We start from the raw sequence: 24,625 nt of genomic DNA, 5'->3' as shown, positions 1-24,625 counted from the left end.
TCATCATTGCTCCATAGTTCAGCGGTAGAATAGCACACTGTTAATGTGAAGGTCCCTGGTTCGATCCCAGGTGGAGCAGTTTACACACAGCAAAAAAGGAATTAGCTAAGCTAATTCCTTTTTTGTATTTATTATTAAAGTGAACGAGCAATGAGGACAATCCCAAAGACCAACATGTAGAAACCAATCATGTAAACCAAAACGGTTCCCGCCAAAATTGGACTAAAGAGCATGATGAAGCCCAAAATCACTGAAAGGACTCCAAAGATAATGGAAACCATGTATGCGCCACGGCTGATTGGGCGAATGGTACGAGCCAAGAAGACTTCCCCGAGTGAATCGAAGATAAACCAAATGGCAAACAGGATGCCAATTGCACCAACGCCAACAACGAAGTGAGCGATAAAGACAATACCAATGATGACATCCAAGACTACTGATAAAATCCACCAGTTCGATGTCTGCATGCCATAACGGCTAGCGCGCCATGCACCAAAAATCGTGGTTCCCGCATGAATCAAAGCCAAGATACCGAAAAGGTATGACAACGAAATCAAAGTTTCGATTGGTTGGCTAAAGGTTACAAAGGCAAAAATAAAAAATAGAATTCCGGTCAACATTCCCAGGAAGTTGATCCGACGTGGTGTGTTATGCATTTCTTTCCTCCAAGTATACTGAAATATCAGTATTTATCTTGTGTCCTATTATAGACCAATTGAATTTTTTATTCACATTTTAAAACTTAGTATTAAAAAAACCTGGCTAGACCAGGTTTTTTATTTTAATGATTAAACGCTACGGCGCTTGAAAATCAAGAAAGCAATTAGGTAAAGCACGATAATATAAAGGCCAAACACTAGGAATACGACCCATGGGTCAGTACCCATAACCTGTTGCACAACAGTTTTGTAGTATGTACCATTTGCACCATAACTACCATATGCATTAACAACATTATCTAGAGTAAATGGGTTCCACTTCAATGGTTCCCACATTTGGACCAAGGTCGTGGCAATGCCAGAGAGAATTGAAGTACCCACAATCATCACCATTCCCAAGCCGATAGCAGCACCAGAAGACTTAACAATGTTGGCTACCAAGAGGATAAGCGAAGTAAAGAATGCGTATTCCACAACGGAAGTTACAACGTTAGTTCCCATTGTCTGCCAAACCAACTTGATAGTTTCTGAAGGCACGTCGTGAACAAAGATTGGCCATGCAATCATCGTTCCAATAAAAGCTGCAAGGATAGTAACCAAGTACAAAATAGCAAAAGTCAAAACTTTTGAACTAAATACCATTCCGCGTGAAAAACGACGGGATAGCAAAGGACGAATAGTTCCAAAGCGAAATTCTTGGGTAAAGATGATTGCCGTCACAACAATCAATTCCAAATTCGCAACCGTAACACCGCCACCAAGTACAGCAACTTCAGCTGCACCTGGAGCGTGCCAAATAAATACAATTGGCACAATCAAAGCCAGGATAAACCAATAATAAACTCGGTTTTGTTTCCAAGCTTTCATAAATTCTTGTCGAAGTAATGTAAACATACTTTCTCCTTTAGTTATTAATTAGACGCTGCGCCGTTGGAAAATATAATAGGCAATGGCATAGATGAGGACGACATAACCGACGTAAGCATAAATCAGCTGGTTTACCGTCATTCCCATTGCTTGGTACATAACAGCGGGTTGGTTGCCTAAGCGACCGATATTTTGGATACCCAAGAAGATGTTCAACGGGTTCCACTTTAGAAAAGCTGCTTGTTGCAAAATGTAAGATGACAACGCGGTCAAAAGAGGGATTCCATAGACCATGACAACCCCGAGGGCAATAGCCGCTCCCGATGACTTCACGATATTAACCACTAGGAGAACCAGGCCGGCGATGAAAATCATCTGCAACATCGTTTCCCCAACAGTACGATAAATGACCTGCCAGCCAGTTCCGCTCGGATCACCATACTGCTTGCTGAAATCAAAGGTCGGTGCAAAGGCCAGCTTGGCCACCAAAGTCCCCAGAAAATCAGCAGCGAAGAAGGCAATGAAAGTCGAGAGGATCACAATAATCTTACTCGTAAAGACGGCAGCTCGATTAAATCGCCGTGAAAGCAAAAGGCGAATCGTTCCATAGGTAAACTCCTGGGAGGCATACAAAGCCGTTAAAACAATTCCCAAGAAGTTAACCAGGATAAGCCCCTGCCCTAAGTTTAAAATACCGGTTTCCATTCGTTGATCCGGAAAGCACCCCAAGATAAAGATGGGAAAAGCAAAGAGAACCAACAAGTAGTAATGCAAGCGGTTTTGCTTAAAAGCTTTAAAATACTCCTGTTTAACCAGTGTCAGCATTTTTATGCCCCTTGTCCGTCATCCTTCAAAACTTCGAGCAAGTGCTGTTCGAGGTTTTCTTGAGTCGTTGAAATACTCTTAACTTCGATATTTGATGCGGCCAACTTTGCCAAGACATCTTGAACGTTCAAAGCATCGTCACCGTTATCAATCACAATCTTGGTACCATCTTCCTTGGCATCCCAGTTGTTATCAACGGCAAGCTGCAAGACACCTTCGTTGTTGTTAGTGTCCAAGACGATTTGCGCATGACCACCAGCAAGGAAGTCTTCCATGGTCGTGTCCTTCACAATCTTACCTTTGTTAATGATGACCACGTCGTCAGCAAGACGTTGCAATTCATCCAACAAGTGGCTTGAAATCAAGAAGGCCACACCCTTGTTTGCCAAAGAACGAATCAATTCACGCACATCGTGAACGGACTGAGGATCCAAACCATTCATTGGTTCATCCAAGATGACCAACTTAGGGTTACGAACCAAGGCAATGGCAATTCCCAAACGCTGCTTCATTCCAAGCGAGAAGTTCTTCGCCTTACGCTTACCGAAGTTATCGCCATCAATTTGGGTACGCTTCATGATGTCAGGAATATCAACGGGATCCTTCGTATCCATAGCGTACAACTTCAAATGATCCAAAGCCGTCAAGTTCGGGTAGATCGAAGGATATTCAATCAAATTCCCCATCTTGTCCAAAGCCTTGTGATTTGAAAAAGTAACGGGTTGGTTATCGAAAGTGATTTCACCTTCGGAATAAGTCATCAAACCCGTGATGGCACGCATCGTGGTTGACTTACCGGCTCCGTTAGGACCAATCAGACCAACAATGTGACCAGCTTCTACATTAAAAGAGACCTTGTCCATGGCCTGAAAGTGACCAAAGTTCTTGGAGACGTCTTTTAATTCTAATAATGCCATATGTGCAAACTCCTCTTGCCAATCGCAACGGCCACCAGGTGACACGCAGGATTTATATTAGTGTAGGTAAATTGTCTACCTACTATCATTCAATATGATAGCAGTCTTTTCTTGATATTTGAAGATATCTAGCATAATTGACGGATATTTGGCCTAGTTGCTTTCTTCCTTATCGTCCGATAAGGAAAACAAGCGAAGAAGCAATTGGTCTAGTTCAATTCTACAAAAAAAGACAACCCGAGGTATAAAGGGTTGCCTTGCTTCAAATGCAGTTCTTAGCCGGACGGGGAGAGAAGGTATAAATTAGGTTTAGAGAGAAGTATTTATAGAAATTCCGACTAAGAGGCTGCATTTGATCGATATCTCAAATATCAATATCACTACTATAATACCGCGATATTAAACGGAAATTAAATGATTTTTCAAGAAATTGGTTTTTTATTTTTGAATGGGTGACTAAAAAAAGCAAATCTCCAAGAGATTTGCTTCTACTTCGTATAATTTATTGAACTTTACCCAAGAAATACTTCTTTTTACCACGACGGATCAAAACAAACTTACCATCGTAAGCTGCTGTTGGATCCACTTCGTGCTCCAAATCCGTGACCTTTTCGCCGTTGATTGTGATGGCTCCGTTCGTCACGTCTTCACGTGCTTGGCGCTTTGACTTATCAATTCCAGCCTCAACAATAAAATCAACCACGTTTTGCTTTTCGTTTTTGGCATCAAAGCTTGGCACACCAGCAAAGACATCCTGGATTTGCTGAGCGCTTAGATTGCTAACATCCCCGGAGAAGAGTGCCTTAGACAACTCTTCGGCTTCATCAACGGCTGCTTGGCCATGAACAAAGCGCGTCACTTCTTCAGCCAAACGACGTTGTCCATAGCGAGCACCTGGATTTTCTGCCGATTCAGCAACAATCTTTTCAATTTCATCCGGTTCCAAGAAAGTGAAGTACTTCAAGTACTTTTCAATATCAGCATCCTGTTGGTTAAACCAGAATTGGTAGAAAGTATAGGGTGAAGTCTTCTTGGCATCCAACCAGATGGCGTTTCCTTCGGACTTCCCGAACTTCTTACCAGTTGAATCCGTCATCAAAGGAATCGTCAAACCGTAGGCAGGGGCGTCATTTCCCTCAACCGTGTGAATCAAATCAACACCGGAAGTAATATTTCCCCACTGGTCAGAGCCACCGATTTCAAGGCGTACGTCTTCACGACGCCAAAGTTGCAAGAAATCAATTCCCTGCAAGATTTGATAAGTGAACTCTGTATAGGAAATTCCAGTGGCCAAACGGGAAGCCACAATGTCCTTTTTCAACATGACGTTGACGGAGAAGAGCTTTCCATAGTCACGCAAGAACTCAGGCAAAGTCATCTTACCCAGCCAGTCATTGTTGTTGACAATCTTGGTTCCATTCTGCCCAAAGAGACGTGTAACCTGTTCCTTAATGGCTTCAATGTTGTGATCCAAAGTTTCTTGGCTTAAAAGCTGACGTTCCGTCGTGGGGCGTGGATCTCCAATGGCACCAGTTGCACCACCGACGATGATAACCGCCTTACCACCGGCATTTTGGAAGCGCTTCAAAACCATAAAAGGAATCAAGTGTCCCAAGTGTAGTGAATCGGCAGTGGGATCAGTTCCCACGTAAGCCCCGATTTGCCCCTCTGACATCGTCTTCAAAAGGCCTTCTTCATCCGTAATTTGGTTGAGGGCGCCACGCCACTTCAAATCTTCAATAAAATTCATTTCCTACTCCTTTAATAAAAAAAGTCCTAATCAGCTAACTGATTAGGACGACGAACACCGTGGTACCACCTAAATTGTGGAGCAAGACTCCACCACTCTGGCGCCTTAACGCGGCAAACGTCATTACTCGCTGTTGTGTAACTCAGTTCTAACGACGGGTTAGCTCGCAGCGACCGCTAACTTTCTGATTCACGCCATTGTTAAAACCTTTGCCAACAAATGATGTCTTCATTATAACAAAAATATTTGACCAAATTCTATTTTTAAGGAAATTGTTAAAAAGCCTGCTATAAAGGCGTTTTAACTTTACCAAGAACCTTATTGGGTGTTAAAATTAAGGCATAAAGGAGGTTATTATGTCACAAAAGAAATTTGCACGTTCAACAAGCGACCGTGTTCTTGGCGGCGTTTTAGGTGGTATTGCTGATTACTTTGGCTGGGACGTGAATATTGTCCGTCTTGCCTTTATTATTCTTACCGTTTTCTGCCACTTCAACGTGATGGTCTACTTTTTAGCATGGATTCTTATTCCGGACGACCAGCATATTGCCTCCGATAAAAATAATCATGACAGTCATGCCGATGAAGTTCGGGATGTCACCCCAGATCAAGAGGACTAAGTCCACTTCCTGGGCTTTTTTTGTCTTCAGGAGTTAACAATGAACATAGCGATTATCGGTGCTGGTCCACGCGGACTTGCTTTAGCGCACCGTCTGCTACAGCTGGACCAAAGTACCGCTATTACAATTAATTTATTTGATCCCTTCGGTGTTGGTGGCCGAGTGTGGAATCCCAAGTTAAATAACAATCAAATTTTCTTAATGAACACCGTTGCTGATCAAGTTACCCTCTTTAATGATGCATCAGTTGATGCTTCGATTAAGGGTGTTACCGGTCCTAACTTATTAAAATGGTCACAAGAAGATGCTGCTGACTATCTTGCTCAACACCCCGATTATGCAAAGTCCTATTCTCAAGAAATTAAGAATATGGACCGACAAAGCTATTCTTCACGGGGTCTAATGGGTGTTTACGCCCATTGGTTTTTTGACCGCCTAAAGGCAAGCTTAAAACCTGGCCAGGAATTGAACTGCTACCCTGTTGAAATTACCAAGCTCCAATTCTCCCAAGACCATTTTCACCTTATTACCTCGGATGAAACGCAGGATTATTTCTCAGATGTTTTGGTGATGGCTCCTGGTCATCTTGATGCCGAACTTTCTGGTAAGGAAAAGGGTATGGCCCTCTATGCCGACGCCCACCATTTGCAGTACTGGCCGATGGGCCATCCCGCTGAGGCTAATTTTTCTACTTTGGCTGCTAAGGAACCCGTCCTAATGCGTGGTTTTGGTTTATCTTTCTTCGATTATATGATTGCCCTTACCGAAGGCCGAGGTGGTCATTTGAAACAGTTGGCCTCTGGTGAATTGAAGTATGTTCCTTCTGGTAAAGAACCCACAATCTACGTTGGCTCCCGGAGTGGTTTTCCGCCACGCAGTCGTGGAATTAATCAAAAAGATACGAGCCAACTAGATCAGACCTACTTCTTTACCCTGCAGAATTTAGAGGAAATTCGAGCTGCCCATGACGGCAAAATCCCTTACGATGATTTCTTCTCCCTCTTGCAACGAGAATTATCTTTTAAATACCTAAGCAATAAAATTGAAGCGTCTGATTTATCCCCTGTCCAACAAACAGAATTAATTCAGGCCTTAATGCATAATGATGATTGGACCGAGATCATTCGTCGTGCTGGTTTTGACTGGCCCATTAATCTTGACTTGAAGGCTTTGGCAAATCCGGTCTTGTTTGAGAGTGACTACGAAAACTTCCAGAAGATTTTTGAAAAACATTTGGAAGATGACATTGCTTCGGCCAAACTCGGTAATGAGGAATCCCCTCTAACGGCCGCTTTTGATCTCTTGCGGGACGTGCGTTCCACCGTTCGTTTCATTATCGAACACGACTATTTCACGCCCGACGATTACCAACGAGTCTTGAACGAATTTAAGAGCATTGATGCTCGCCTATCCGTTGGACCGCCCGTCCTACGCACGGAACAGCTTCTTGCTCTGGTCAAGGCTGGCATCGTTCATCCAATGGCTCCCGGTATGCAAGTTTCAGGTGCTGATGGCGCTTTCATCGCTTCCGATAATGCTTATGATGAAGTCCGCAGCAACGTCTTAATTGAAGCCCGTTTAAACACGACTGATTTTCGTTACACTGCTTCAACGCTCTTTAAAGATCTTTTGGCTGAAAAAGAAATTGTTCCAAACGAAAGCAAGCAGACAAGTTCTGGTCAATATTTGACTGACAATACACCTGCCATCGATGCGGAGACCTACCAAGTTATGAATCCCGATGGCAAGCCCTACGATAACTGGTACCTCTATGGTATTCCGCTTGAAGGTCAGAAATGGTTTAACACAGTCATTCCGCGACCAGGCGTCAATTCTCTAATCTTCGCTGAATCCAACAAAATTGCAAAAGAAATTCTCAAATAAAAAGGCCGCTCATTTGAGCGGCTTTTTTACTGCAAAAATTTTAGTTTAGCTTGGTGGAATTCCTCGGTATCAAAATCCGTAATGCCGTGATGGGCGCCCTCTACAATATGCAGTTCAGTTTCTCTTCCAGTTAATGCTTGGTATTGCTTCGCTAAATTAACGGACTGAACATAAGGAACAACCTGGTCAGCAGTCCCAGCAACAAGCATTAAAGGTGGCATGTCAACTGTAAAGTAATTGGCAGGATTTCCTTGTGCCACTGCGTAGGGTACTTCCGCAGGCTTGCGATTACCCAACTCCAAACCTTCAAAGGAATTGTGTGCACCAGTTTCCGGGAACTTGGGCACAACTTTAATGGCATCAAATTGCCGATGAAAAGCATCAAGTTCGTAGGGTCCGTACATTCCGATGACGCGTTTAATCTTGGGCAACTTTGTTGATTCACCAGGCAAGTGTCCGAGTCTCACACCTGCGGAAAAACTTGCTGCCGCAAGGACGGCAAGTTGTGCCCCACTCGATTCACCAATTAGAGATACTTGGTCTGCCTTCAGATTATACTCGGCAGCATTCGCAGTCAGGAAGTTAACCGCTGCCCGCACTTCAGCAATTTGATTTGGAAAGGTAAAATGCTGATCTGAATTGTGGCTGTAGTCCATACTTGCAACCGCATAACCATCATTAATGAAACGTAATGAAGGGGTTAATTTATAAGACGATTTTTCACCACGAACCAATCCACCACCATACAAGTCAACAATCACGGGGTGTTCCCCTTCACCTTTTGGAATATACAAATCCAGTTTATGGCGTTCCCCACTAGCGTAAGAAATATCTGAAACAACATGGTCTAAACCACCATTAATCGTTACAGCTTCGAAATTATAGCTTCTATCTTTGAATAACATCTATAACTGTTTCACGTGAAACACTCTAGTAAACAAGCAAAAAGTGTTTCACGTGAAACACCTCCTTTTCATAAAATAAAAAAGCCCTAAACAGGACTTATTCGTTCTTTGAATTGTTATTGCGGTTATCCCAAATAAAGGCAACCAACAAGATAACCGTTGCTAGATTAGCAGCAATCAATGAAAGGTCCGTTGACTTCAAAATCCATGAAACCAAGGAAATGAACATTGCTACCAATGAAATAATAATTGTAATAACTGTGGTCTGCTTCATAACTTTCTCCCAAATTAATCTTTATTCTTGTTCAATGCTTTTAATTGTTCAAGGACCTGCCCTTGCAATTTTGCATTTTCCACTTGTAACTCAACGTTACGCTTTTGAATCTTCTGAATTTCCAACATATCAGTATGGTACTGATCGAAGCCCCACTTCTCACTTTCAGTCCGAATTAATTTATCATTAATAAACTGAATAGAATAAAAAACGACGGCAGCAACAATCAGCATCGAGAAGAAACTACCCAACAGTGGCTCAGTCTGATTAATAAAGTAATTAGGATTAAGCGGATGCCCGGCGTAAAAGGCCCACTGATACAAGAAAGTCCCTAATCCAATCACAAAATTAACCAAGTCCTTAACCATTGACCCGATTGAATTACCAACAACAACTGAGATAACGAAGGTCAAAAGGTTGGGGGCAAAAATGAATTGACGGAAAGAAACCAAAGTTTCACTTGAATTATGGATAAGGGCATTGGTCTGGTCAACAAAACTATGCTTTCTTTTTTCCTCTTTCATAGACACCTCCATAACAATTGGTACACTGCTATTATAAACCCTGCGCGGCCTGTTTTCACGCTAACGAAGACAATTTTACATTAAAAATATTTTACAAAGGTCTTCAACCAGTGTTATCATATTCTACAAAGAAAAAGGAGGATTTAACATGTCACTAGAAGATAAGTTCGATGCTGCTAAGGATCAAGTTGAAGGCAAGGCAAAGGAAGCTGAAGGCAAGATGAAGTCTGCCGCCAGCGATGCTAAGGATGCCACCAAGAAGTTTGTTGATGACACCAAGGATAAGGCCAAGGAATTCGACAAGAAGTAATTCTAATGAAAAAGCACTGGCAATTGCCAGTGCTTTTTATTTTTTCAAAAAACCGTAACGGTAGAAGACATATGTGGCAGCCACCATCATCAAAATCATAATAATGATGGTGATCCACCAGCCACTCTGCTGATCAGCAAAGGGCAGCCACTTCACGTTTTCGCCATAGAAACCGGAAACCATGGTAGGAATGGTCAAAACGATTGAGTAAACCGTCAAGACCTTCATCGTCCAGTTCAGGTCGCGACTACCGAGATTACCAGTCGCGTCAGAGACGGCATTAATCACTTCCATCGCCAAACCGGCCATGTCCTTGGCTTGGTCAACTTCGACACGAACCGCATCAAGGTAATCCAAATCTTGTTCGGAAATTTGTCCCTGATAAGAACGGCGAACCTGATCGAACATAATCAAGTTATTGGCCAAGGAATTTTGCAGATAAATCATCTGAATCTGCAAATGCAACAAATCGTTCGTCTGCTTGGTCAAGTGCTTACGGTTACCAAACTGCGCTTGAATAGCTCGACGCTGACGATTGATTTCAGTGATTTCATCAGCATACTGGGTCATCAAGGGATAAATTCCAGTAATTAGAAATTCAAAAACTGTTAAATGGTCATCATCCGCCCGCTTCATATTCTTCTGCGGGTCGAGCATGTCCTTTTTAATGTAGTCCGTTGCACGATGGGCAAAGGTGTACAAATCCCCGTTGACCAAAACAATTCCGATTGGCCGGGTCAGGACAGGCTCGGGCTGAGCCGAAATAACATCCATGATGATTAAAGCTTCTTGAGCATCCGGATCAAACTCCATACGGACACTTTCATTCTTATCGACCGCGTAACCAATCATCTGGTCGGTCAAATGATGCTCGTGGAGCAACTGCGACTCATCTTCAGGAGTCATGTTTGTTATGTGAAACCACTTAAAATTAGGGGTTTGTTTTAACATTTCAATCATGAAAGCCTCCTAAGGAAAGAACGGGAGTCAAGGGTTCAGTGCTTAGCGGCGCTTGCGACCACGACGCGCCTTACGCTTTTTACGTTCAATCTCACGTTCAAGACGCTTGGCATCTTCACGTTCTTTGCGCATCTTGAAGGGATTTTGCAAAATAAAGGTCTGAACAGTCTGGAAAATGTTTCCCACTACCCAGTAAAGCGAAAGAGCTGAAGGAACGGACAAGGCCGTAAAGAAGATGATGACAGGGAAAATGTAAGGCATTACCTTGGTCATCGTGTTTTGCTCAGGGTTGGCTTGTGTTGAAAGCCATGATGACGCAAAGGTAAAGAGGGCTGCCAAAACAGGCAAAATGAAGTAAGGGTCGTGCTTTCCCAATTCCAACCAAAGGAAGGAACCAGAACGCAATTCGTGTGAGTTAAAGATGGCTTGATACAAGGCAATCAAGACCGGCATCTGCACCAAAAGTGGCAACATAGATGCAAAAGGTCGAACATTATGTTCCTTATATAAGGCCTGCTGTTCGTTCATCAATAACTGACGACTTTCAGCATCCTTACCAGGATACTTGTTCTGAATAACCTTAATTTCAGCCTGCAAACCTTGCATCTTCTTCATCGAATCGATTTGAAAGACCATCAAAGGCAAAATCACAAAACGGACAAGGATGGTGAAAACAATGATACCGAACCCGTAGTTTTCGCCAAACCATGAAGAAGCACCCAAAATTGACTGGGTAAAGGCAGCAATGAAGCTACCCCAAATTCCAGACCCCGTAATATTTTGATGGTAAGAAAAACCAGCAGCAAAAATCCCAACAAGGGCGATAAGCGCTAAGATGAGTGGCAATGGGCCAATGACTTTCGCCCAACGTTTAACTGTTTGCATTTGTATTATCCTCAATTATTCCGGCAATTTTTAAAACGTGCTTCACTTGCTTTTTAATGAAGGCCTGCGATTTCCCTGCAACAGCGGGACGGGCAATCACCAGGATATCTTGATCCTGAGGAAGCTGTGGCTTTAATTCAAGAAAAGCTTGACGAATACGTCGCTTAACCCAAACTCGATCGTGGGCTTTTCCAATTCGCTTTCCAACGGAAAGTCCTAAACGAAAATGCTTAGCGGCCGGACGGTCCATCCGGTAAACCACGAAATATTTATTTGCAAATGAATGATGCTGGTTAAAAACCTGCTGGAATTCCTCCGGCTTTTTAATTCGAAAAGTTTTACGCATCTAACCTGCTCCTAGACCGACATCAATATGTACGTAGGCTAACGCCCACCTGATTGCCTGAAAAATAAAAAGGCCACTGACTTGCAGCGACCTTGTTAGGCAGATAGCACCTTACGGCCCTTTGCACGACGGCGAGCCAAAACTTTGCGACCGTTGCTCGTTGACATGCGCTTACGGAATCCGTGTACACGTGCACGATGACGCTTCTTTGGTTGGTATGTACGCTTCATGTGTCATTCACCTCCATTTAGATTATCTGCAAAAAATTCTGCAATTCGAGATTAATCTTAACATGAAAATGGCCCTATGACAAGCATCCCCGCCTGATTTAACCATTCTTAGTAATTCTATAAGAATTCAATCCCTTATAAAAGGAAAGTAGATTCGAAAAGCTTCGTTAATTATCCCAAAAGGGCACTGAAAGTGTCAATACAGTTTATCCCCAGATTTATCCCAGGAAAGTCACAACCCTGTGTGTAAAAGAAATTTTTTGGATGCAATTCACAGGATAATCACAAAATTATCCACATATCCACAGCTATGGATAAATAAACTGTGGATAATGTTTATAATTTATAAAACCCTTAATATTTCAAGGCTAAAACAGTGGATAACTTTGTTTATATGTGGATAACCACACATTTGTTCCCCTGTTTACACACTTTGCTCAGCTCTTTTTGTTCACAAGTGTGGGTATCTTTTTTTATTTTTTGCCTGTGGATAACTGCCCTGATTTTGCTATAATTATTTGCAGTCCCCGTTCAGGGAAATCACGCTTTTATTTAAAATCAGAGAATGGAGAGACCTCATGGCGACAGACATTACAAAAGATGAGCTTTGGAACCAGATTCAAGCCAAGTTCTTCGAGAAGCTAGGACCCCTTACCTTTTCAACCTACGTCGAGCCGCTCAAGCCTGTGGATTTAAACGGCGCTAGCTTCCGCCTGGATGCGCCACAAGACACCGGGGCTGAAATTATCGACAAATGGAACCAAGATCTCGCCATGGATTTCGTTCAATTTGCCATGGAACTAACCACTTCATTCATTAAACCCACAATTGAAATCGAAAGTTCTCGAGCTGCTCAGCCTAGCCCAGCACCAGCCAATACTGCTGGACAAAGCATCCCCTTTTCCGAAAAGTCTGATCTAAATCCGGACTTTACCTTCGAAAAATTCGTCGTTGGTTCTGCCAACGAATCCGCCTATTCGGTTGCCCGAGCTGTCGCTGACAATCCAGGAACCGTTTATAATCCCTATCTTATTTATGGTGGCGTTGGACTGGGTAAGACCCACTTGATGCAGTCCATTGGGAATGCCTACGCTAAACGCGATCCTTCTGCCCGTATTAAGTACGTAACATCTGAAGAATTTACCAACGACTTTACCGATTCAATCCGTGCCGCCGATTCTGATACCGCAATTTCAGCTTTTAAACAAACCTATCGTAACGTCGATATGCTGCTAATTGATGATATCCAGTTCTGGGCTGGCAAGGACGGAACCCAGGAACAGTTCTTCAATACCTTTAATACTTTGACCAAAAACGGCAAGCAGGTCGTTATGACTTCTGACCGGATGCCGACCGACATTCCTGAACTCCAAACACGACTAACCTCTCGATTTGAAGCCGGAATTATGATGGATATCCAAAAGCCGGATCTTTCAACCCGTGTCGCCATCTTGAAAAACTTGTCCGTAACGGGCGACCTCGACATCCCCAACGATGTCCTAGAGTTAATCGCGGAAAACATCGACTCCAATGTCCGAAGTTTGGAAGGTGCCTTCCATAAATTCGAAGCCAAGATTCGCTACATGAACAAGCCGGCTACAAAGGAAACAGCTCAGCAGATTTTGGATGACCTCAATATCGACCAGAATCATAAGGTAACGGTTGACCGCATTCAGCAAACGGTCGCCACTTACTTCATGTTAACCGTTGATGACTTGAAGTCCTCAAGCCGTAAAAAGGACTTAGTTACCGCCCGCCACATCGCCATGTACCTAACACGGACCATGACGGACGAATCCTTGCCTGATATCGGCCGCGCATTTGGTGGCCGTGATCACTCATCCGTCTTGCACGCAACCAACAAGATTACGGAACGGGCCGAAAGCGAACCGCGTACCAAAGATTTGCTAACCGACCTCGCCAATGAGATTAAAAACGGCAAATAAAAGCGGGGATAAATTGTGGACAAAAGTAGCCACTTATCAAGGAATTATCAGCAGGCTATTTGGGATAAGTTCGGGCTTTAAGGGACTTATCCACAAGATTAACACCCCTTATTATTATTATTAGTTTATAATTAACTTAATTATTTAAATATCACGTCTGGCCAGGAGGAATGAATTACATGAAATTTTCAATTAATCGTCAAGCTTTTGTTAAAGCACTTAACGACGTTGCACGGGCCATCTCATCACGAACTACGATTCCAATTTTGACCAACATCAAGCTTGTGCTAGGTGAAGATGAACTTGTTCTTACAGGTTCAAATGCTGATATCTCAATTGAATCCCGTATCCCTGCATCCGATACTAATGCTAAGCTGGTCATTGATACGCCAGGTGGCATTACACTACCCGCAACTTTCTTCATCAACATTGTTAAGCACTTGCCTGCCGATGACTTGCAAATTGAATTGGATGGCATGCGTGCTTTAATCACTTCTGGTTCAGCCTCCTTTAACATTAACGGTCAAGACATTCACAACTATCCTCAACTTCCTGAAATGGAAGATGCGCAGTCACTAAAAGTTTCAGCAGCGCAGTTGATTGAATTGATTGCCCAAACGAAGATTTCTGCCTCAACGCAGGAAAGTCGCCCAATCTTGACCGGTATCCACTTGCAACTAGCTGGCCAAAGCGTGAAGGCCGTGACGACTGATTCACACCGTTTGTCACAGCGAATTGTTACTTTGACTGGAACAGATGATCAGGTTAATGCCAACGTTATTATTCCAGCCAAGTCCTTTAACGAATTGCAGCCCTTGCTTGAAGGTAAGGACCGTGTTGAAATTAAGCTTTCAGCAAACCAAGCCGTCTTTGATCTTGGTAACACGGTCTTTTACTCCCGCTTGCTTGAAGGAAACTATCCTGAGACGGATCGCTTGATTCCAACGGAAAGCACGACAGAAATGACGATTGACGCCGGGGTTCTCTTGGCAGCCATCGACCGTGCTAGCTTGTTGAGTCACGAAAGTCGTAACAACGTGGTTCAATTGGTCTTGAGCGAAGGAAAGGCAGAACTTTCTGGAACTTCTCAAGAAGTCGGACAAGTGAAGGAAGAATTGCCCGCTAAAACTGTTGTTGGCGAAGACCTCGACATTTCCTTCAACCCAGATTACGTTCGTGATGCCTTGCGTGTCTTGCATGGTAAGACCGTTGAATTGAAGTTCACCACGAACTTGCGACCATTCATTGTTATCCCTGAAGGGGAGACGGATAATCGCCAGCTACAGTTGATTACGCCTGTCCGTACTTTTTAATATTACGAAGACCATTCCAGTGGTCTTTTTTTTTGCCCAAAAATAAAAAATTTAATTTTTTGTCCCATGACATTGCTTCTAATGGATTTTAGTACGAATTAAGGCAAAACGTCTAAAAGCTACTAAATGTCAATCTGGGCCGTTTTAGACCCATTATGGTATAATAAAGGGGTTGAAAAAGGACTAGGAGAATGACTATGGCGGATTCAATTGCAATCACGAGTGACTACATCACGCTGGCCCAGTTTTTGAAGGCTGAAAACATTATTGAAAGCGGTGGACAGGCAAAGTATTACCTGGCTGAACACGCAGTTTTCTTGAATGATTTACCTGAGCGCCAGCGGGGAAAGAAGCTTTATCCCGGGGATGTTGTGCTCGCGGAAGGCAAGCGCTATACCATCACGAAGTCTGATGAGGCCGACGCCAAGAAAGCCGAAGAGGATGAAGCCAAGGCCATCTTGGCCCGTTTCTTCAAGGAACGTCACGAAGAGGAAGCCAAGGCTAAGCGGGCTGATAAGCCTAAGGGACCAGGTCAGTGGAACTAAAGAGTCTTTCGTTAGAGCATTTTCGTAATTACGATGAGCTGAACTTAGACTTCCAATCTGGCGTTAATGTTTTTCTTGGTCAAAATGCCCAGGGAAAGACGAACTTGCTCGAAAGCATTTACGCCCTAGCCCTTACCCGGTCGCACCGTACTGCTAATGACAAAGAACTAATCGAGTGGCAGCAATCGTCTGCACGCATTGCTGGACGAGTTCAAAATCGCTTCGGAACGATTCCCCTCTCTTTGGAGTTCAGCAAGCGCGGTAAGCACGCCCGGGTGAACCATCTGGACCAAAGTCGCCTGTCCGAATATATTGGCCAGCTGAACGTGATTTTGTTTGCACCAGAGGATTTGAATCTGGTTAAGGGTGCCCCGAGCACCCGGCGCCGCTTCATTGACATGGAGTTTGGCCAGATGAACATCAGCTACTTGCATAATACGAGTCGCTACCGGCAAATTCTTAAAGATCGCAATGCCTATCTGAAAGAATTACAGGCTAAGCGTACGGATGACAAGGTTTTGCTTGAGGTTTTAACCGAGCAATTGGTTGAGTTTGGGGCCAAGGTTTTGTATGCCCGACAGAATTTCGTCCAGCAGTTGGAAAAAGCGGCCCAGCCGCTCCATGCTGAAATTTCAGATCAGAGCGAAAGCCTGCAGTTGCGCTATCGTTCAACTGTGGACTTTGCGCCGGATGCTAGTTTGGCCGAAATTTTGACGGCTTATGCCAATGCCTTGCAGCGCCAAGAACAGCGTGAAATAATGCAGGGCACAAGCTTGGTGGGCCCACACCGTGATGACTTACAGTTCCTGGTGAACGACAAAGACGTTGCGGTCTACGGTTCGCAGGGGCAGCAACGAACGGCTGCTTTGGCCCTTAAGTTGGCGGAGATTGACCTCATGCATGAAGAAACCGGTGAATATCCAGTTTTGCTGTTGGATGATGTTCTTTCGGAACTCGATGCTAACCGGCAAACGCACTTGCTGCTAGCCATTCAAGACAAGGTCCAAACCTTCTTGACGGCGCCATCGCTGAGTGAAGTTGCGCGGCAATTAATTATGGAACCCAAGGTTTTCCAGGTCAAAGCAGGCACGGTAAGTGTCGAAAGTTAATAGACAAGGTACATAAGAGGAGTAAAAATGGCTGATAGTCAAGATCCAAATATCAATTCAGACCAGTTTGAAGATGAACTGATTACTGATGACGCCTTAATTCAAGAAGCCGGCAAAATGGATAGTGATGCCGATGCTTATAATGCTGATCAAATTCAAGTTTTGGAAGGTTTGGAAGCGGTTCGTAAGCGTCCCGGTATGTATATCGGAACGACGACTGCCCAAGGCTTGCATCACTTGGTTTGGGAAATTGTTGATAACGGAATTGATGAAGCTTTGGCCGGTTTTGCCAGCCATATTTCGGTTGCAATCGAAAAGGATAACTCGATTACCGTTACCGATGACGGTCGTGGAATCCCGGTTGATATTCAAACTAAGACGGGTAAGCCTGCCCTCGAAACGGTCTTCACCATCTTGCACGCTGGAGGAAAGTTCGGCGGTGGTGGTTACAAGGTTTCTGGTGGTTTGCACGGGGTTGGTGCCTCGGTTGTTAACGCCCTTTCCACCGAGCTGGATGTTCGCGTTGTTCGTGATCATAAGCTCTACTACATGGACTTTAAGACTGGCCGTGTTAACACGGGCATGAAGGTCTTGGACGAGAAGCTACCAATTGAACGTGGTACGATTGTCCACTTTAAGCCGGATCCTGATATTTTCCAGGAAACGACGATTTATAATTACAAAACTTTGTTGACGCGTGTCCGTGAATTGGCCTTTTTGAACAAGGGCTTGCGGATTTCCATTACGGATAAGCGTCCTGATGAACCAATCAGCGAAAGCTTCCACTTCGATGGTGGTATCAAGGAATACGTTTCCTATCTTGATCGTGACAAGGACGTCTTGTTTGACCAGCCGGTTTATGTTGAAGGTGAAGAAAAGGATATTGTGGTCGAAGTCGCCTTGCAATATACGACTGGCGTGCAGGAAAACCTGCGTACTTTCACCAACAACATCAACACTTATGAAGGTGGAACGCACGAAACTGGCTTTAAGACCGCCCTCACCCGCGTGATTAACGATTACGCCCGTAAAAAGGGTTACCTGAAGGAAGGTGCCGAAAGCCTTACCGGAGAAGATGTTCGTGAAGGAATGACGGCCATTGTTTCGATTAAGCACCCGGATCCTCAGTTCGAAGGTCAGACCAAGACCAAGCTGGGAAATTCAGATGCTCGTCAAGCGACAGATCGCATGTTCTCTGAAACTTTCAGTCGTTTCATGATGGAAAATCCATCAATTGCTAAGCAGATTGTCGACAAGGGAACCTTGGCTCAAAAGGCCCGTTTGTCAGCAAAGCGCGCCCGCGAAATGACGCGTAAGCAGTCCGGCCTTGAAATTGGTCGTTTGCCAGGTAAGTTGGCCGACAATACTTCCAAGGATCCTGAAATTTCAGAACTCTTTATTGTCGAGGGTGATTCCGCCGGTGGTTCTGCCAAGCAGGGTCGTAACCGTTTGACCCAGGCCATCCTACCTATCCGAGGTAAGATTTTGAACGTTGGAAAAGCTAGCTTGGATCGTGTTCTAGCTAACGAAGAAATTCGTTCCCTCTTTACGGCGGTGGGGACTGGTTTTGGTAAGGATTTTGATGTTACTAAGGCCAATTACCATAAGATTATTATCATGACCGATGCCGATGTCGATGGTGCCCACATCCGGACGCTACTCTTGACGCTGTTCTACCGCTACATGCGCCCTATGGTTGACGCCGGCTACATCTACATTGCCCAGCCACCATTGTATGGTGTTCAACTGGGGAACAGTAAGGAACGTACCTACTTGGATTCCGACGAAGAATTGGAAGACTATTTGGCCCAGTTGCCTTCAACGGCCAAGCCTAAGGTGCAGCGTTACAAGGGTCTGGGTGAAATGGATGAAGATCAGCTTGCTGATACGACCATGGATCCACTCAACCGTCGTTTACTACGGGTTGACCCGGCCGATGCTGAGGAAGCAGACGGCGTCATCGATATGTTGATGGGTGGCGATGTTCCACCACGCCGTCAGTTTATCGAGGATAATGCGGTTTATGTTAAGGATCTTGATGTTTAAAAGCTTGTAAGAGTTTACGAGGAGTAAATGACTATGCCAGAAGCTGACAGTCGTATTCAAAATACCCACCTGTCTGAACAAATGAAGACTTCCTTCTTGTCATACGCGATGTCTGTTATCGTCGCGCGTGCCTTGCCGGATGTCCGAGATGGAATGAAGCCCGTTCATCGTCGAATTTTGTACTCAATGACTGAACAGGGAAATACGCCGGATAAGCCCCATAAGAAGTCTGCCCGTATTGTCGGGGATGTCATGGGAAAGTATCACCCTCACGGTGATTCGGCAATTTATGAATCAATGGTACGAATGGCGCAGCCATTTTCTTACCGCTATATGTTGGTTGACGGCCACGGAAACTTCGGTTCGGTCGATGGTGACGGCGCTGCCGCCATGCGTTATACCGAAGCGCGTTTGTCCAAGGTTGCCTTGGAAATGGTCCGTGATCTAAATAAAAACACGGTTGATTTCGTACCCAACTACGATGGCGAAGAGCGGGAACCCTCCGTTTTGCCTGCCCGAATTCCGAACCTTTTGGTCAACGGAGCTACGGGTATCGCCGTCGGAATGACGACTAACATCCCAACCCACAATTTGACTGAAGTTATTTCAGCCCTGCATATTTTGATGAAGGATCCTGAGGCCACCATCGCTCAACTGATGGAAGCATTGCCTGGTCCTGATTTCCCTACTGGTGGAATTGTGATGGGTAAGGCCGGCATTCGCCGCGCCTACGAAACTGGTAAGGGTACGATTACCATTCGCGCCAAGGTCGACATTGAGCAGCTTAAAAGTGGTGCTGAACAAATCATCGTCACTGAGCTACCTTACATGGTGAACAAGGCTCGCTTGATTGAGCGAATCTCTGAATTAGCACGCGACAAGAAGATTGAAGGCATTACAGGAATCCGCGATGAAACTGACCGTGATGGTTTGCGGATTTCGATTGATGTTCGTCGTGACGCTTCGGCCTCGGTTATCTTAAACAATTTGTACAAGCAAACTGCTTTGCAAACCGGCTTTAGTTTCAACATGCTGGCCATTGACCACGGTGCACCTAAAATTTTCAATTTGAAGGAAATCTTGGTCGCTTACTTGGAGCATCAGCGTGATGTTATCCGCCGTCGTACTGCCTTCGAATTGGACAAAGCTCAGGCCCGGGCTCACATTCTGGAAGGTTTGCGAATTGCGCTGGACCACATCGATGCCATCATCAACATCATTCGTTCTTCCAAGACTTCCGATGAAGCCAAAGGTCGTTTGATTGATGGTTACTCCTTGTCTGACAAGCAGGCCCAAGCCATTTTGGACATGCGTCTGGTTCGTTTGACCGGTTTGGAACGCGACAAGGTTGAAGATGAATACCAAAAGTTAGTGGCTCGCATTGCTGACTTGAAGGACATCTTGGCTAAAAAAGAGCGCATCGATGCTTTGATTTACAACGAATTGCTCGAAATCCAAGACCGTTTCGGCGACGAACGTCGTACCGAACTCCAGGTCGGGGATGTTACCAGCATCGAAGACGAAGATTTGATTGAGCAAGAAGACGTTATCATCACTTTGACGCGCAAGGGCTATATCAAGCGTGTGCCAACCCACGAATTTAAGGCCCAAAATCGTGGTGGTCGTGGTGTTCAGGGAATGAATGTCAACGACGAAGACTTTGTTGACCAAATGGTTGCTGCTTCGACCCACGATACCCTCCTCTTCTTTACCAACAAGGGTAAGGTTTACCGGATGAAGGGCTACGAAGTTCCTGAATATGGTCGTCAGGCTAAGGGAATTCCGGTCATTAACTTGATGAATTTTGAGGCCGATGAAAAGATTCAGACCGTTATCAAGGTCGATGGTGAAGCGAGCGAAAGCCCAGATAACCTCTTCTTTGTTACCCGTCAAGGGGTCGTAAAGCGGACGGCGGTTGCTGAATTTGCCAACATTCGTACCAATGGTTTGAAGGCCTTAACCCTTCGTGACGATGATGAAGTTTTGGCCGTTTTGATTACGACTGGTGATCAAAACATGATCATTGCCACCCGCGAAGGCTATTCAACGACCTTTAACGAAGGCACTGTCCGTATCATGGGACGTTCTGCTGCTGGTGTACGTGGAATCCGTTTGCGCGAGGGCGATGAAGTTATCGGTGCTGGAATCCTAACCGATGATGCCAAGGTTTTGGTCATCACGGAAAAGGGTTACGGAAAGCAAACCCCTGCTGCTGAATACCCAGTTAAGGGCCGTGGTGGTAAGGGAATCAAGACTGCTACCATTACTGAAAAGAATGGTCCTTTGGCAGCCATGGTTACTGTTGATGGCGACGAAGACATCATGGTTACCACTGACCAAGGTGTCATGATTCGCTTTAGCGTGGCATCTGTCAGCCAAACTGGTCGAGCTACGCAAGGAGTTCGTTTGATTCGTTTGGAGGATGGTTCTAAGGTTGCCAGCTTAACGAAGTTGGAACCTGAGGTTATGACTGACGAAGAGCAGGAAGAAAATAGTACTGCTGCTTCAAGTGATAATGGCGAGATCCAAGATCAAGTCGAAGAATTACTCGAACGAGCACAAGCTCCCGATGAGGATAATCAAGAATAATAACAAATAAAAAGCACTGCGTAAGCAGTGCTTTTTTTGTGAACTTAGGCCAATTGGCGAATCGCTTTGATAAAGCGGCGTGAAACCGGTAAGTTCGTTCCATTTTTCAAGGTCAGGGTTTGAGTCCCGGCTCGATAGGATTCGATTTGGCTAATGTTAATGCAGTATGCCGCATGAATCTGGAGCAAGTTTTTGTGAATAGCAGAAATGTCCTTCAAATTAGCCCGCACCTTAATGGTGTTACTACGGGTGTGAATCTCCAAGTAATGTGTCCCCTTTTCACTTGAAATATAGTCCACTTGGTTCAAGTCACCCTTGATGAACTGGCTTCCATTTGGGAAACGAACTGGGATTTCAGTGATTTCTTCGATCCGACTGATGTTATCCTTGGCTGTCTGAACGGCCCGTTGCAAACGGCTCTGAAATGCTTGTTCCTCATCGTTTTTGGAAATAAAATCAATTACACCAATTTGATATTGGAAACAAAGGAAGGACATCTCGGTGTGACTCGTCACAATAATAATTTGTGCGTGGGGATCTTGGCGGCGGATGTGCTGAGCAGTCCGGAAGCCAGCCTGGCGAATACCCTTAATTTCCAGGTCCAAAATGATGATTTTGTGGCCATATTCATCTTGATCAAGGGCGGCTATCAGTTCTCTAGGCGAGCCGTAGGCCTTGGTTCCTGGTAAGATTTTCTTAATTTTACGTTGATAGGTTTTCCCATCTTCAAGTAGATAATAAGTCATGATTACTCCTCAATGGTTAAAGTTTGGTAGAAATTACCACCGCGCTCTTCACGAATTAAAGCCAATCGCTGGTCTCGTTCCATAATCCTTGTAATCCGGTTGATGGTTTTGCGCTCGATTGCAGCCAAACCAGGAACCATCGGATATGAAACAATAATTTTTTGAATTTGATTGCTCGTAATGAAGCCCAAATTAACTTTGCTATCGGGAAAATCTTTGAGTACGAGGATGGCTTCATCAAGCAGCAAAGCGAAGACACGATAAAGGGTCAAGGACCGATTAATCGCAGTATCTTCAAAGCAGCCGATAGTTTCTAGCTTGAAAGAAACCCCAACTTTTTCTGCCTCGAGAGCCTTTACTAAAATCAAGGACCGTATCGCCGGCACTTCAATCTTGCTTAGATTGAGTCGTGGCGTATTCAATAAGAACAAGCTTTCGTCCAGGACACTTTCGTAAATCCGGCGACTTTCGGCTATGTTTCCCTCTTCCAAAGACATGGCAAGACTGGCAATCACATTCCGATAATCATGGCGGAAAATTCGATAATTTTCTAAATCAGGATTAAGGTCGTTTAAGTGTGCCGCCAGAGCTTCTTTTTCAAGCTGTTCTTTGTGTAAGAGCCGACGACTTTGTACTAAAGCAACGATAAGACTGACGAGTGCCAGGACTAAAAGGATTAGAAGCCAGTTAATGGGGCTGGCCTCATTGAACAGTTCCTCGAATTCAGACGAAGAAGCAAGTTCTTCCGTGACAGCAGTTTTGAACATGATATGATTCTCCGATTTCAATGTTAATTTGACGACATTGAATATTACGATAAATCATGCCTTTATTATCACAGTTTTAAATTAAGAAAATGAGTCAGGAATATTTAAATACTTTGACTTTTTAAAGTTATTGTACTAAAACTCGTCTTTTGTCCTGTTTCTTCTAAAAAGATTGTGCACTCCCAAACTTGGATTTCCCGTCCAACCTTGATAGGAGTGGCTTTAGCGGTTAAAATGCCTTGAGAAACTGGCCGTAAATGATGAGTTTGAACATCGACACCGACAGCGACCTGATTTTCTGGTAAAATCGCATTAGCCCCTAGAGATGCAGCGGTTTCTGCAAGGAGTGCATTCATGCCACCGTGCATGAGACCATATGGCTGTTGTAACTGTTTAGTAACATTAACTGTAACAATTGCCTCTGTTGACGTAACTTTTGTGACATTTATGCCGAGTAATTCGAGAATGTTCATAAATTTTCCTTTCAAAAACAAATGGAGTTTATATCCAATGACAAAGTGGCAAAGTAAAAAAGACTATAGTGAAATTTTATATGAAGTAAATGTTGATGGCCAACATCCAGGTAAGATTGCCAAGATTACCATGAATGATCCCAAAACGCATAACGCCTTCACACCCAAGATGGTTGCGGAAATGATTGATGCTTTCAGTCGAGCACGTGATGATCAAGAAGTCGGCGTTATCATTTTAACGGGCGCTGGCGATCAAGCCTTTTCATCTGGTGGAAATCAAAAGGTTCGTGGCAATGGTGGCTATGTCGGTGCCGATGGCATTCCTCGCTTGAACGTCTTGGACCTACAACATTTGATGCGTATCATCCCAAAACCGGTGATTGCAATGGTCAAGGGTTGGTCAGTCGGCGGTGGAAACGTTTTGCAGCTTGTTGCTGACTTAACAGTTGCTGCCGATAATGCCAAGTTCGGACAGACTGGACCACAGGTTGGTTCCTTCGATGCCGGCTACGGTTCCGGTTATTTAGCACGAGTAATTGGGCATAAGCGTGCAAAGGAAGTTTGGTTCTTAAACCATTTCTACTCTGCACAGGAAGCCTATGACATGAATTGGATTAATCGGGTTGTGCCCCTCGCCGAAGTCGAAAATGCAACGATTGAATGGGCGGATGAAATGTTGACGAAGTCTCCAACAGCACTTCGCTTCATTAAAGCAGCGATGAACGCTGACACGGATGGCTTGGCAGGACTTCAACAATTCGCTGGGGATGCAACTCTCCTCTATTATACGAGTGATGAAGCCAAAGAAGGTCGCGATGCATTTAAGGAAAAGCGCAAGCCAGATTTTGATCAATTTCCAAAATTCCCCTAAACTATAAGAGCTTTTTAAGACGATTAGAATTTCTTATTAAAAAACGATCAAAAACCCCTTGCGCACAGGGCGGTAAGCTGGTAGACTATTTATTGTTCTTGAGGGGGGCCGAGGCAGCGACGAGCGAAAATAAAGCTTGTCAAAGCTCAGGCAATCTGCTAGAATAATTAAGTCGCACCGAGCGACGAACGCACATTGAAAACTGAACAAAACTTTGAACAAACGAATTTGTAACGCCGTTGTCGAACAGTCGATAACGGAACA

The 24,625-nt window shown here is 44.4% G+C and carries 25 protein-coding genes and 1 tRNA gene; 11 read left to right on the top strand and 15 right to left on the bottom strand.

The genetic code is table 11. The features are described 5' to 3' along the window. Positions 1-7: 7 nt before the first annotated feature. Positions 8-79 (top strand) — tRNA-Asn (locus ABSY64_RS04355). 55 nt (positions 80-134) lie between these two features. Here ABSY64_RS04355 and ABSY64_RS04350 read toward each other — a convergent pair. The 5 genes from ABSY64_RS04350 to tyrS all read right to left on the bottom strand — a co-directional run bounded on the left by ABSY64_RS04350 (position 135) and on the right by tyrS (position 5,018). Next, positions 135-656 carry an HdeD family acid-resistance protein gene (locus ABSY64_RS04350; protein WP_349641865.1) on the bottom strand — a complete coding sequence of 174 codons (522 nt, stop codon included), beginning with the start codon at positions 654-656 and terminating at the stop codon, positions 135-137. Between the two features lie 132 nt (positions 657-788). After that, a complete protein-coding gene (locus ABSY64_RS04345) occupies positions 789-1,553 on the bottom strand; it encodes an ABC transporter permease (RefSeq protein WP_349641864.1) in 765 nt (254 codons plus the stop codon). 21 nt (positions 1,554-1,574) lie between these two features. Further along, positions 1,575-2,351, bottom strand: coding sequence for an ABC transporter permease (locus ABSY64_RS04340; RefSeq protein WP_349641863.1), 777 nt, complete (start codon positions 2,349-2,351; stop codon positions 1,575-1,577). A 2-nt stretch (positions 2,352-2,353) separates the two neighbouring features. After that, a complete protein-coding gene (locus tag ABSY64_RS04335; protein WP_349641862.1) occupies positions 2,354-3,268 on the bottom strand; it encodes an ABC transporter ATP-binding protein in 915 nt (304 codons plus the stop codon). Between the two features lie 502 nt (positions 3,269-3,770). Further along, entirely contained in the window at positions 3,771-5,018 is a 1,248-nt protein-coding gene (tyrS, locus tag ABSY64_RS04330; RefSeq protein WP_349641861.1) for a tyrosine--tRNA ligase, read from the bottom strand. A gap of 356 nt (positions 5,019-5,374) precedes the next feature. Here tyrS and ABSY64_RS04325 point away from each other — a divergent pair, with 356 nt between their 5' ends. Both ABSY64_RS04325 and ABSY64_RS04320 read left to right on the top strand, forming a co-directional pair. Beyond that, entirely contained in the window at positions 5,375-5,638 is a 264-nt protein-coding gene (locus tag ABSY64_RS04325) for a PspC domain-containing protein (protein ID WP_349641860.1), read from the top strand. A gap of 39 nt (positions 5,639-5,677) precedes the next feature. After that, positions 5,678-7,522, top strand: coding sequence for an FAD/NAD(P)-binding protein (locus tag ABSY64_RS04320; RefSeq protein WP_349641859.1), 1,845 nt, complete (start codon positions 5,678-5,680; stop codon positions 7,520-7,522). A 26-nt stretch (positions 7,523-7,548) separates the two neighbouring features. On the opposite strand, the gene ABSY64_RS04315 is transcribed toward ABSY64_RS04320, so the two are convergent. The 3 genes from ABSY64_RS04315 to ABSY64_RS04305 form a co-directional block, all read right to left on the bottom strand. Continuing rightward, positions 7,549-8,427 carry an alpha/beta fold hydrolase gene (locus ABSY64_RS04315; protein WP_349641858.1) on the bottom strand — a complete coding sequence of 293 codons (879 nt, stop codon included), beginning with the start codon at positions 8,425-8,427 and terminating at the stop codon, positions 7,549-7,551. A gap of 97 nt (positions 8,428-8,524) precedes the next feature. Continuing rightward, positions 8,525-8,701 carry a hypothetical protein gene (locus ABSY64_RS04310; RefSeq protein ID WP_349641857.1) on the bottom strand — a complete coding sequence of 59 codons (177 nt, stop codon included), beginning with the start codon at positions 8,699-8,701 and terminating at the stop codon, positions 8,525-8,527. A 14-nt stretch (positions 8,702-8,715) separates the two neighbouring features. Beyond that, positions 8,716-9,225 carry an MscL family protein gene (locus ABSY64_RS04305; RefSeq protein WP_349641856.1) on the bottom strand — a complete coding sequence of 170 codons (510 nt, stop codon included), beginning with the start codon at positions 9,223-9,225 and terminating at the stop codon, positions 8,716-8,718. Positions 9,226-9,373: 148 nt separating this feature from the next. On the opposite strand from ABSY64_RS04305, the gene ABSY64_RS04300 reads away from it, so the two are divergent. Further along, the gene (locus ABSY64_RS04300; RefSeq protein WP_349641855.1) at positions 9,374-9,535 is read left to right on the top strand and encodes a hypothetical protein; all 162 of its coding nucleotides are present in this window, start codon (positions 9,374-9,376) and stop codon (positions 9,533-9,535) included. 36 nt (positions 9,536-9,571) lie between these two features. Here the strand turns inward: ABSY64_RS04300 and ABSY64_RS04295 are convergent, their stop codons facing one another. From ABSY64_RS04295 to rpmH, 4 genes are all read right to left on the bottom strand, one after another. Further along, a complete protein-coding gene (locus ABSY64_RS04295) occupies positions 9,572-10,495 on the bottom strand; it encodes a magnesium transporter CorA family protein (RefSeq protein WP_349641854.1) in 924 nt (307 codons plus the stop codon). Positions 10,496-10,537: 42 nt separating this feature from the next. Further along, complete coding sequence (locus ABSY64_RS04290; RefSeq protein ID WP_349641853.1) at positions 10,538-11,380, bottom strand: YidC/Oxa1 family membrane protein insertase; 843 nt, start codon at positions 11,378-11,380, stop codon at positions 10,538-10,540. Next, entirely contained in the window at positions 11,367-11,726 is a 360-nt protein-coding gene (gene rnpA / locus ABSY64_RS04285) for a ribonuclease P protein component (RefSeq protein WP_349641852.1), read from the bottom strand. The genes ABSY64_RS04290 and rnpA overlap by 14 nt, the downstream gene beginning before the upstream one ends. A gap of 95 nt (positions 11,727-11,821) precedes the next feature. Continuing rightward, complete coding sequence (gene rpmH, locus ABSY64_RS04280) at positions 11,822-11,956, bottom strand: 50S ribosomal protein L34 (RefSeq protein WP_089939872.1); 135 nt, start codon at positions 11,954-11,956, stop codon at positions 11,822-11,824. Positions 11,957-12,534: 578 nt separating this feature from the next. Here rpmH and dnaA point away from each other — a divergent pair. From dnaA to gyrA, 6 genes are all read left to right on the top strand, one after another. Next, entirely contained in the window at positions 12,535-13,902 is a 1,368-nt protein-coding gene (gene dnaA / locus ABSY64_RS04275) for a chromosomal replication initiator protein DnaA (protein ID WP_349641851.1), read from the top strand. Positions 13,903-14,081: 179 nt separating this feature from the next. Then, complete coding sequence (dnaN, locus tag ABSY64_RS04270) at positions 14,082-15,215, top strand: DNA polymerase III subunit beta (RefSeq protein WP_349641850.1); 1,134 nt, start codon at positions 14,082-14,084, stop codon at positions 15,213-15,215. 197 nt (positions 15,216-15,412) lie between these two features. Continuing rightward, positions 15,413-15,760, top strand: a complete 348-nt coding sequence (locus ABSY64_RS04265; RefSeq protein WP_349641849.1) for an RNA-binding S4 domain-containing protein — start codon at positions 15,413-15,415, stop codon at positions 15,758-15,760. Further along, a complete protein-coding gene (recF, locus tag ABSY64_RS04260) occupies positions 15,751-16,869 on the top strand; it encodes a DNA replication/repair protein RecF (RefSeq protein ID WP_349641848.1) in 1,119 nt (372 codons plus the stop codon). The genes ABSY64_RS04265 and recF overlap by 10 nt, the downstream gene beginning before the upstream one ends. 117 nt (positions 16,870-16,986) lie before the next feature. Beyond that, positions 16,987-18,915 (top strand): DNA topoisomerase (ATP-hydrolyzing) subunit B, encoded by a 1,929-nt coding sequence (gyrB, locus tag ABSY64_RS04255; RefSeq protein WP_349642214.1) that lies wholly within the window; start codon positions 16,987-16,989, stop codon positions 18,913-18,915. A gap of 33 nt (positions 18,916-18,948) precedes the next feature. Next, on the top strand, positions 18,949-21,504 hold the full coding sequence (gene gyrA / locus ABSY64_RS04250) for a DNA gyrase subunit A (protein WP_349641847.1): 2,556 nt from the start codon (positions 18,949-18,951) through the stop codon (positions 21,502-21,504). Between the two features lie 44 nt (positions 21,505-21,548). On the opposite strand, the gene ABSY64_RS04245 is transcribed toward gyrA, so the two are convergent. The 3 genes from ABSY64_RS04245 to ABSY64_RS04235 form a co-directional block, all read right to left on the bottom strand. Then, on the bottom strand, positions 21,549-22,250 hold the full coding sequence (locus ABSY64_RS04245) for a LytR/AlgR family response regulator transcription factor (protein ID WP_349641846.1): 702 nt from the start codon (positions 22,248-22,250) through the stop codon (positions 21,549-21,551). A 2-nt stretch (positions 22,251-22,252) separates the two neighbouring features. Then, entirely contained in the window at positions 22,253-23,017 is a 765-nt protein-coding gene (locus ABSY64_RS04240; protein WP_349641845.1) for a hypothetical protein, read from the bottom strand. A 104-nt stretch (positions 23,018-23,121) separates the two neighbouring features. Continuing rightward, the gene (locus ABSY64_RS04235; protein WP_349641844.1) at positions 23,122-23,490 is read right to left on the bottom strand and encodes a PaaI family thioesterase; all 369 of its coding nucleotides are present in this window, start codon (positions 23,488-23,490) and stop codon (positions 23,122-23,124) included. A gap of 37 nt (positions 23,491-23,527) precedes the next feature. Here ABSY64_RS04235 and menB point away from each other — a divergent pair, with 37 nt between their 5' ends. Next, a complete protein-coding gene (menB, locus tag ABSY64_RS04230) occupies positions 23,528-24,361 on the top strand; it encodes a 1,4-dihydroxy-2-naphthoyl-CoA synthase (RefSeq protein WP_349641843.1) in 834 nt (277 codons plus the stop codon). The last annotated feature ends 264 nt before the right edge of the window (positions 24,362-24,625 follow it).

The sequence above is a fragment of the Eupransor demetentiae genome, from assembly GCF_963930865.1.
Classification (GTDB): domain Bacteria; phylum Bacillota; class Bacilli; order Lactobacillales; family Lactobacillaceae; genus Eupransor; species Eupransor demetentiae.
This window is presented reverse-complemented; position numbering and strand designations above follow the sequence as displayed.

What these genes read in the sequence shown, in the direction of transcription:
- menB (WP_349641843.1), top strand. Translation starts at nt 23,528, where the DNA reads ATGACAAAGTGGCAAAGTAAAAAAGACTATAGTGAAATTTTATATGAA.
- ABSY64_RS04235 (WP_349641844.1), bottom strand. Translation starts at nt 23,490, where the DNA reads ATGAACATTCTCGAATTACTCGGCATAAATGTCACAAAAGTTACGTCA.
- ABSY64_RS04335 (WP_349641862.1), bottom strand. Translation starts at nt 3,268, where the DNA reads ATGGCATTATTAGAATTAAAAGACGTCTCCAAGAACTTTGGTCACTTT.
- ABSY64_RS04240 (WP_349641845.1), bottom strand. Translation starts at nt 23,017, where the DNA reads ATGTTCAAAACTGCTGTCACGGAAGAACTTGCTTCTTCGTCTGAATTC.
- ABSY64_RS04300 (WP_349641855.1), top strand. Translation starts at nt 9,374, where the DNA reads ATGTCACTAGAAGATAAGTTCGATGCTGCTAAGGATCAAGTTGAAGGC.
- ABSY64_RS04305 (WP_349641856.1), bottom strand. Translation starts at nt 9,225, where the DNA reads ATGAAAGAGGAAAAAAGAAAGCATAGTTTTGTTGACCAGACCAATGCC.
- gyrA (WP_349641847.1), top strand. Translation starts at nt 18,949, where the DNA reads ATGCCAGAAGCTGACAGTCGTATTCAAAATACCCACCTGTCTGAACAA.
- ABSY64_RS04320 (WP_349641859.1), top strand. Translation starts at nt 5,678, where the DNA reads ATGAACATAGCGATTATCGGTGCTGGTCCACGCGGACTTGCTTTAGCG.
- ABSY64_RS04350 (WP_349641865.1), bottom strand. Translation starts at nt 656, where the DNA reads ATGCATAACACACCACGTCGGATCAACTTCCTGGGAATGTTGACCGGA.
- ABSY64_RS04290 (WP_349641853.1), bottom strand. Translation starts at nt 11,380, where the DNA reads ATGCAAACAGTTAAACGTTGGGCGAAAGTCATTGGCCCATTGCCACTC.
- ABSY64_RS04325 (WP_349641860.1), top strand. Translation starts at nt 5,375, where the DNA reads ATGTCACAAAAGAAATTTGCACGTTCAACAAGCGACCGTGTTCTTGGC.
- rpmH (WP_089939872.1), bottom strand. Translation starts at nt 11,956, where the DNA reads ATGAAGCGTACATACCAACCAAAGAAGCGTCATCGTGCACGTGTACAC.
- ABSY64_RS04265 (WP_349641849.1), top strand. Translation starts at nt 15,413, where the DNA reads ATGGCGGATTCAATTGCAATCACGAGTGACTACATCACGCTGGCCCAG.
- ABSY64_RS04345 (WP_349641864.1), bottom strand. Translation starts at nt 1,553, where the DNA reads ATGTTTACATTACTTCGACAAGAATTTATGAAAGCTTGGAAACAAAAC.
- dnaA (WP_349641851.1), top strand. Translation starts at nt 12,535, where the DNA reads ATGGCGACAGACATTACAAAAGATGAGCTTTGGAACCAGATTCAAGCC.
- ABSY64_RS04245 (WP_349641846.1), bottom strand. Translation starts at nt 22,250, where the DNA reads ATGACTTATTATCTACTTGAAGATGGGAAAACCTATCAACGTAAAATT.
- rnpA (WP_349641852.1), bottom strand. Translation starts at nt 11,726, where the DNA reads ATGCGTAAAACTTTTCGAATTAAAAAGCCGGAGGAATTCCAGCAGGTT.
- ABSY64_RS04315 (WP_349641858.1), bottom strand. Translation starts at nt 8,427, where the DNA reads ATGTTATTCAAAGATAGAAGCTATAATTTCGAAGCTGTAACGATTAAT.
- ABSY64_RS04295 (WP_349641854.1), bottom strand. Translation starts at nt 10,495, where the DNA reads ATGATTGAAATGTTAAAACAAACCCCTAATTTTAAGTGGTTTCACATA.
- ABSY64_RS04340 (WP_349641863.1), bottom strand. Translation starts at nt 2,351, where the DNA reads ATGCTGACACTGGTTAAACAGGAGTATTTTAAAGCTTTTAAGCAAAAC.
- dnaN (WP_349641850.1), top strand. Translation starts at nt 14,082, where the DNA reads ATGAAATTTTCAATTAATCGTCAAGCTTTTGTTAAAGCACTTAACGAC.
- gyrB (WP_349642214.1), top strand. Translation starts at nt 16,987, where the DNA reads ATGGATAGTGATGCCGATGCTTATAATGCTGATCAAATTCAAGTTTTG.
- ABSY64_RS04310 (WP_349641857.1), bottom strand. Translation starts at nt 8,701, where the DNA reads ATGAAGCAGACCACAGTTATTACAATTATTATTTCATTGGTAGCAATG.
- tyrS (WP_349641861.1), bottom strand. Translation starts at nt 5,018, where the DNA reads ATGAATTTTATTGAAGATTTGAAGTGGCGTGGCGCCCTCAACCAAATT.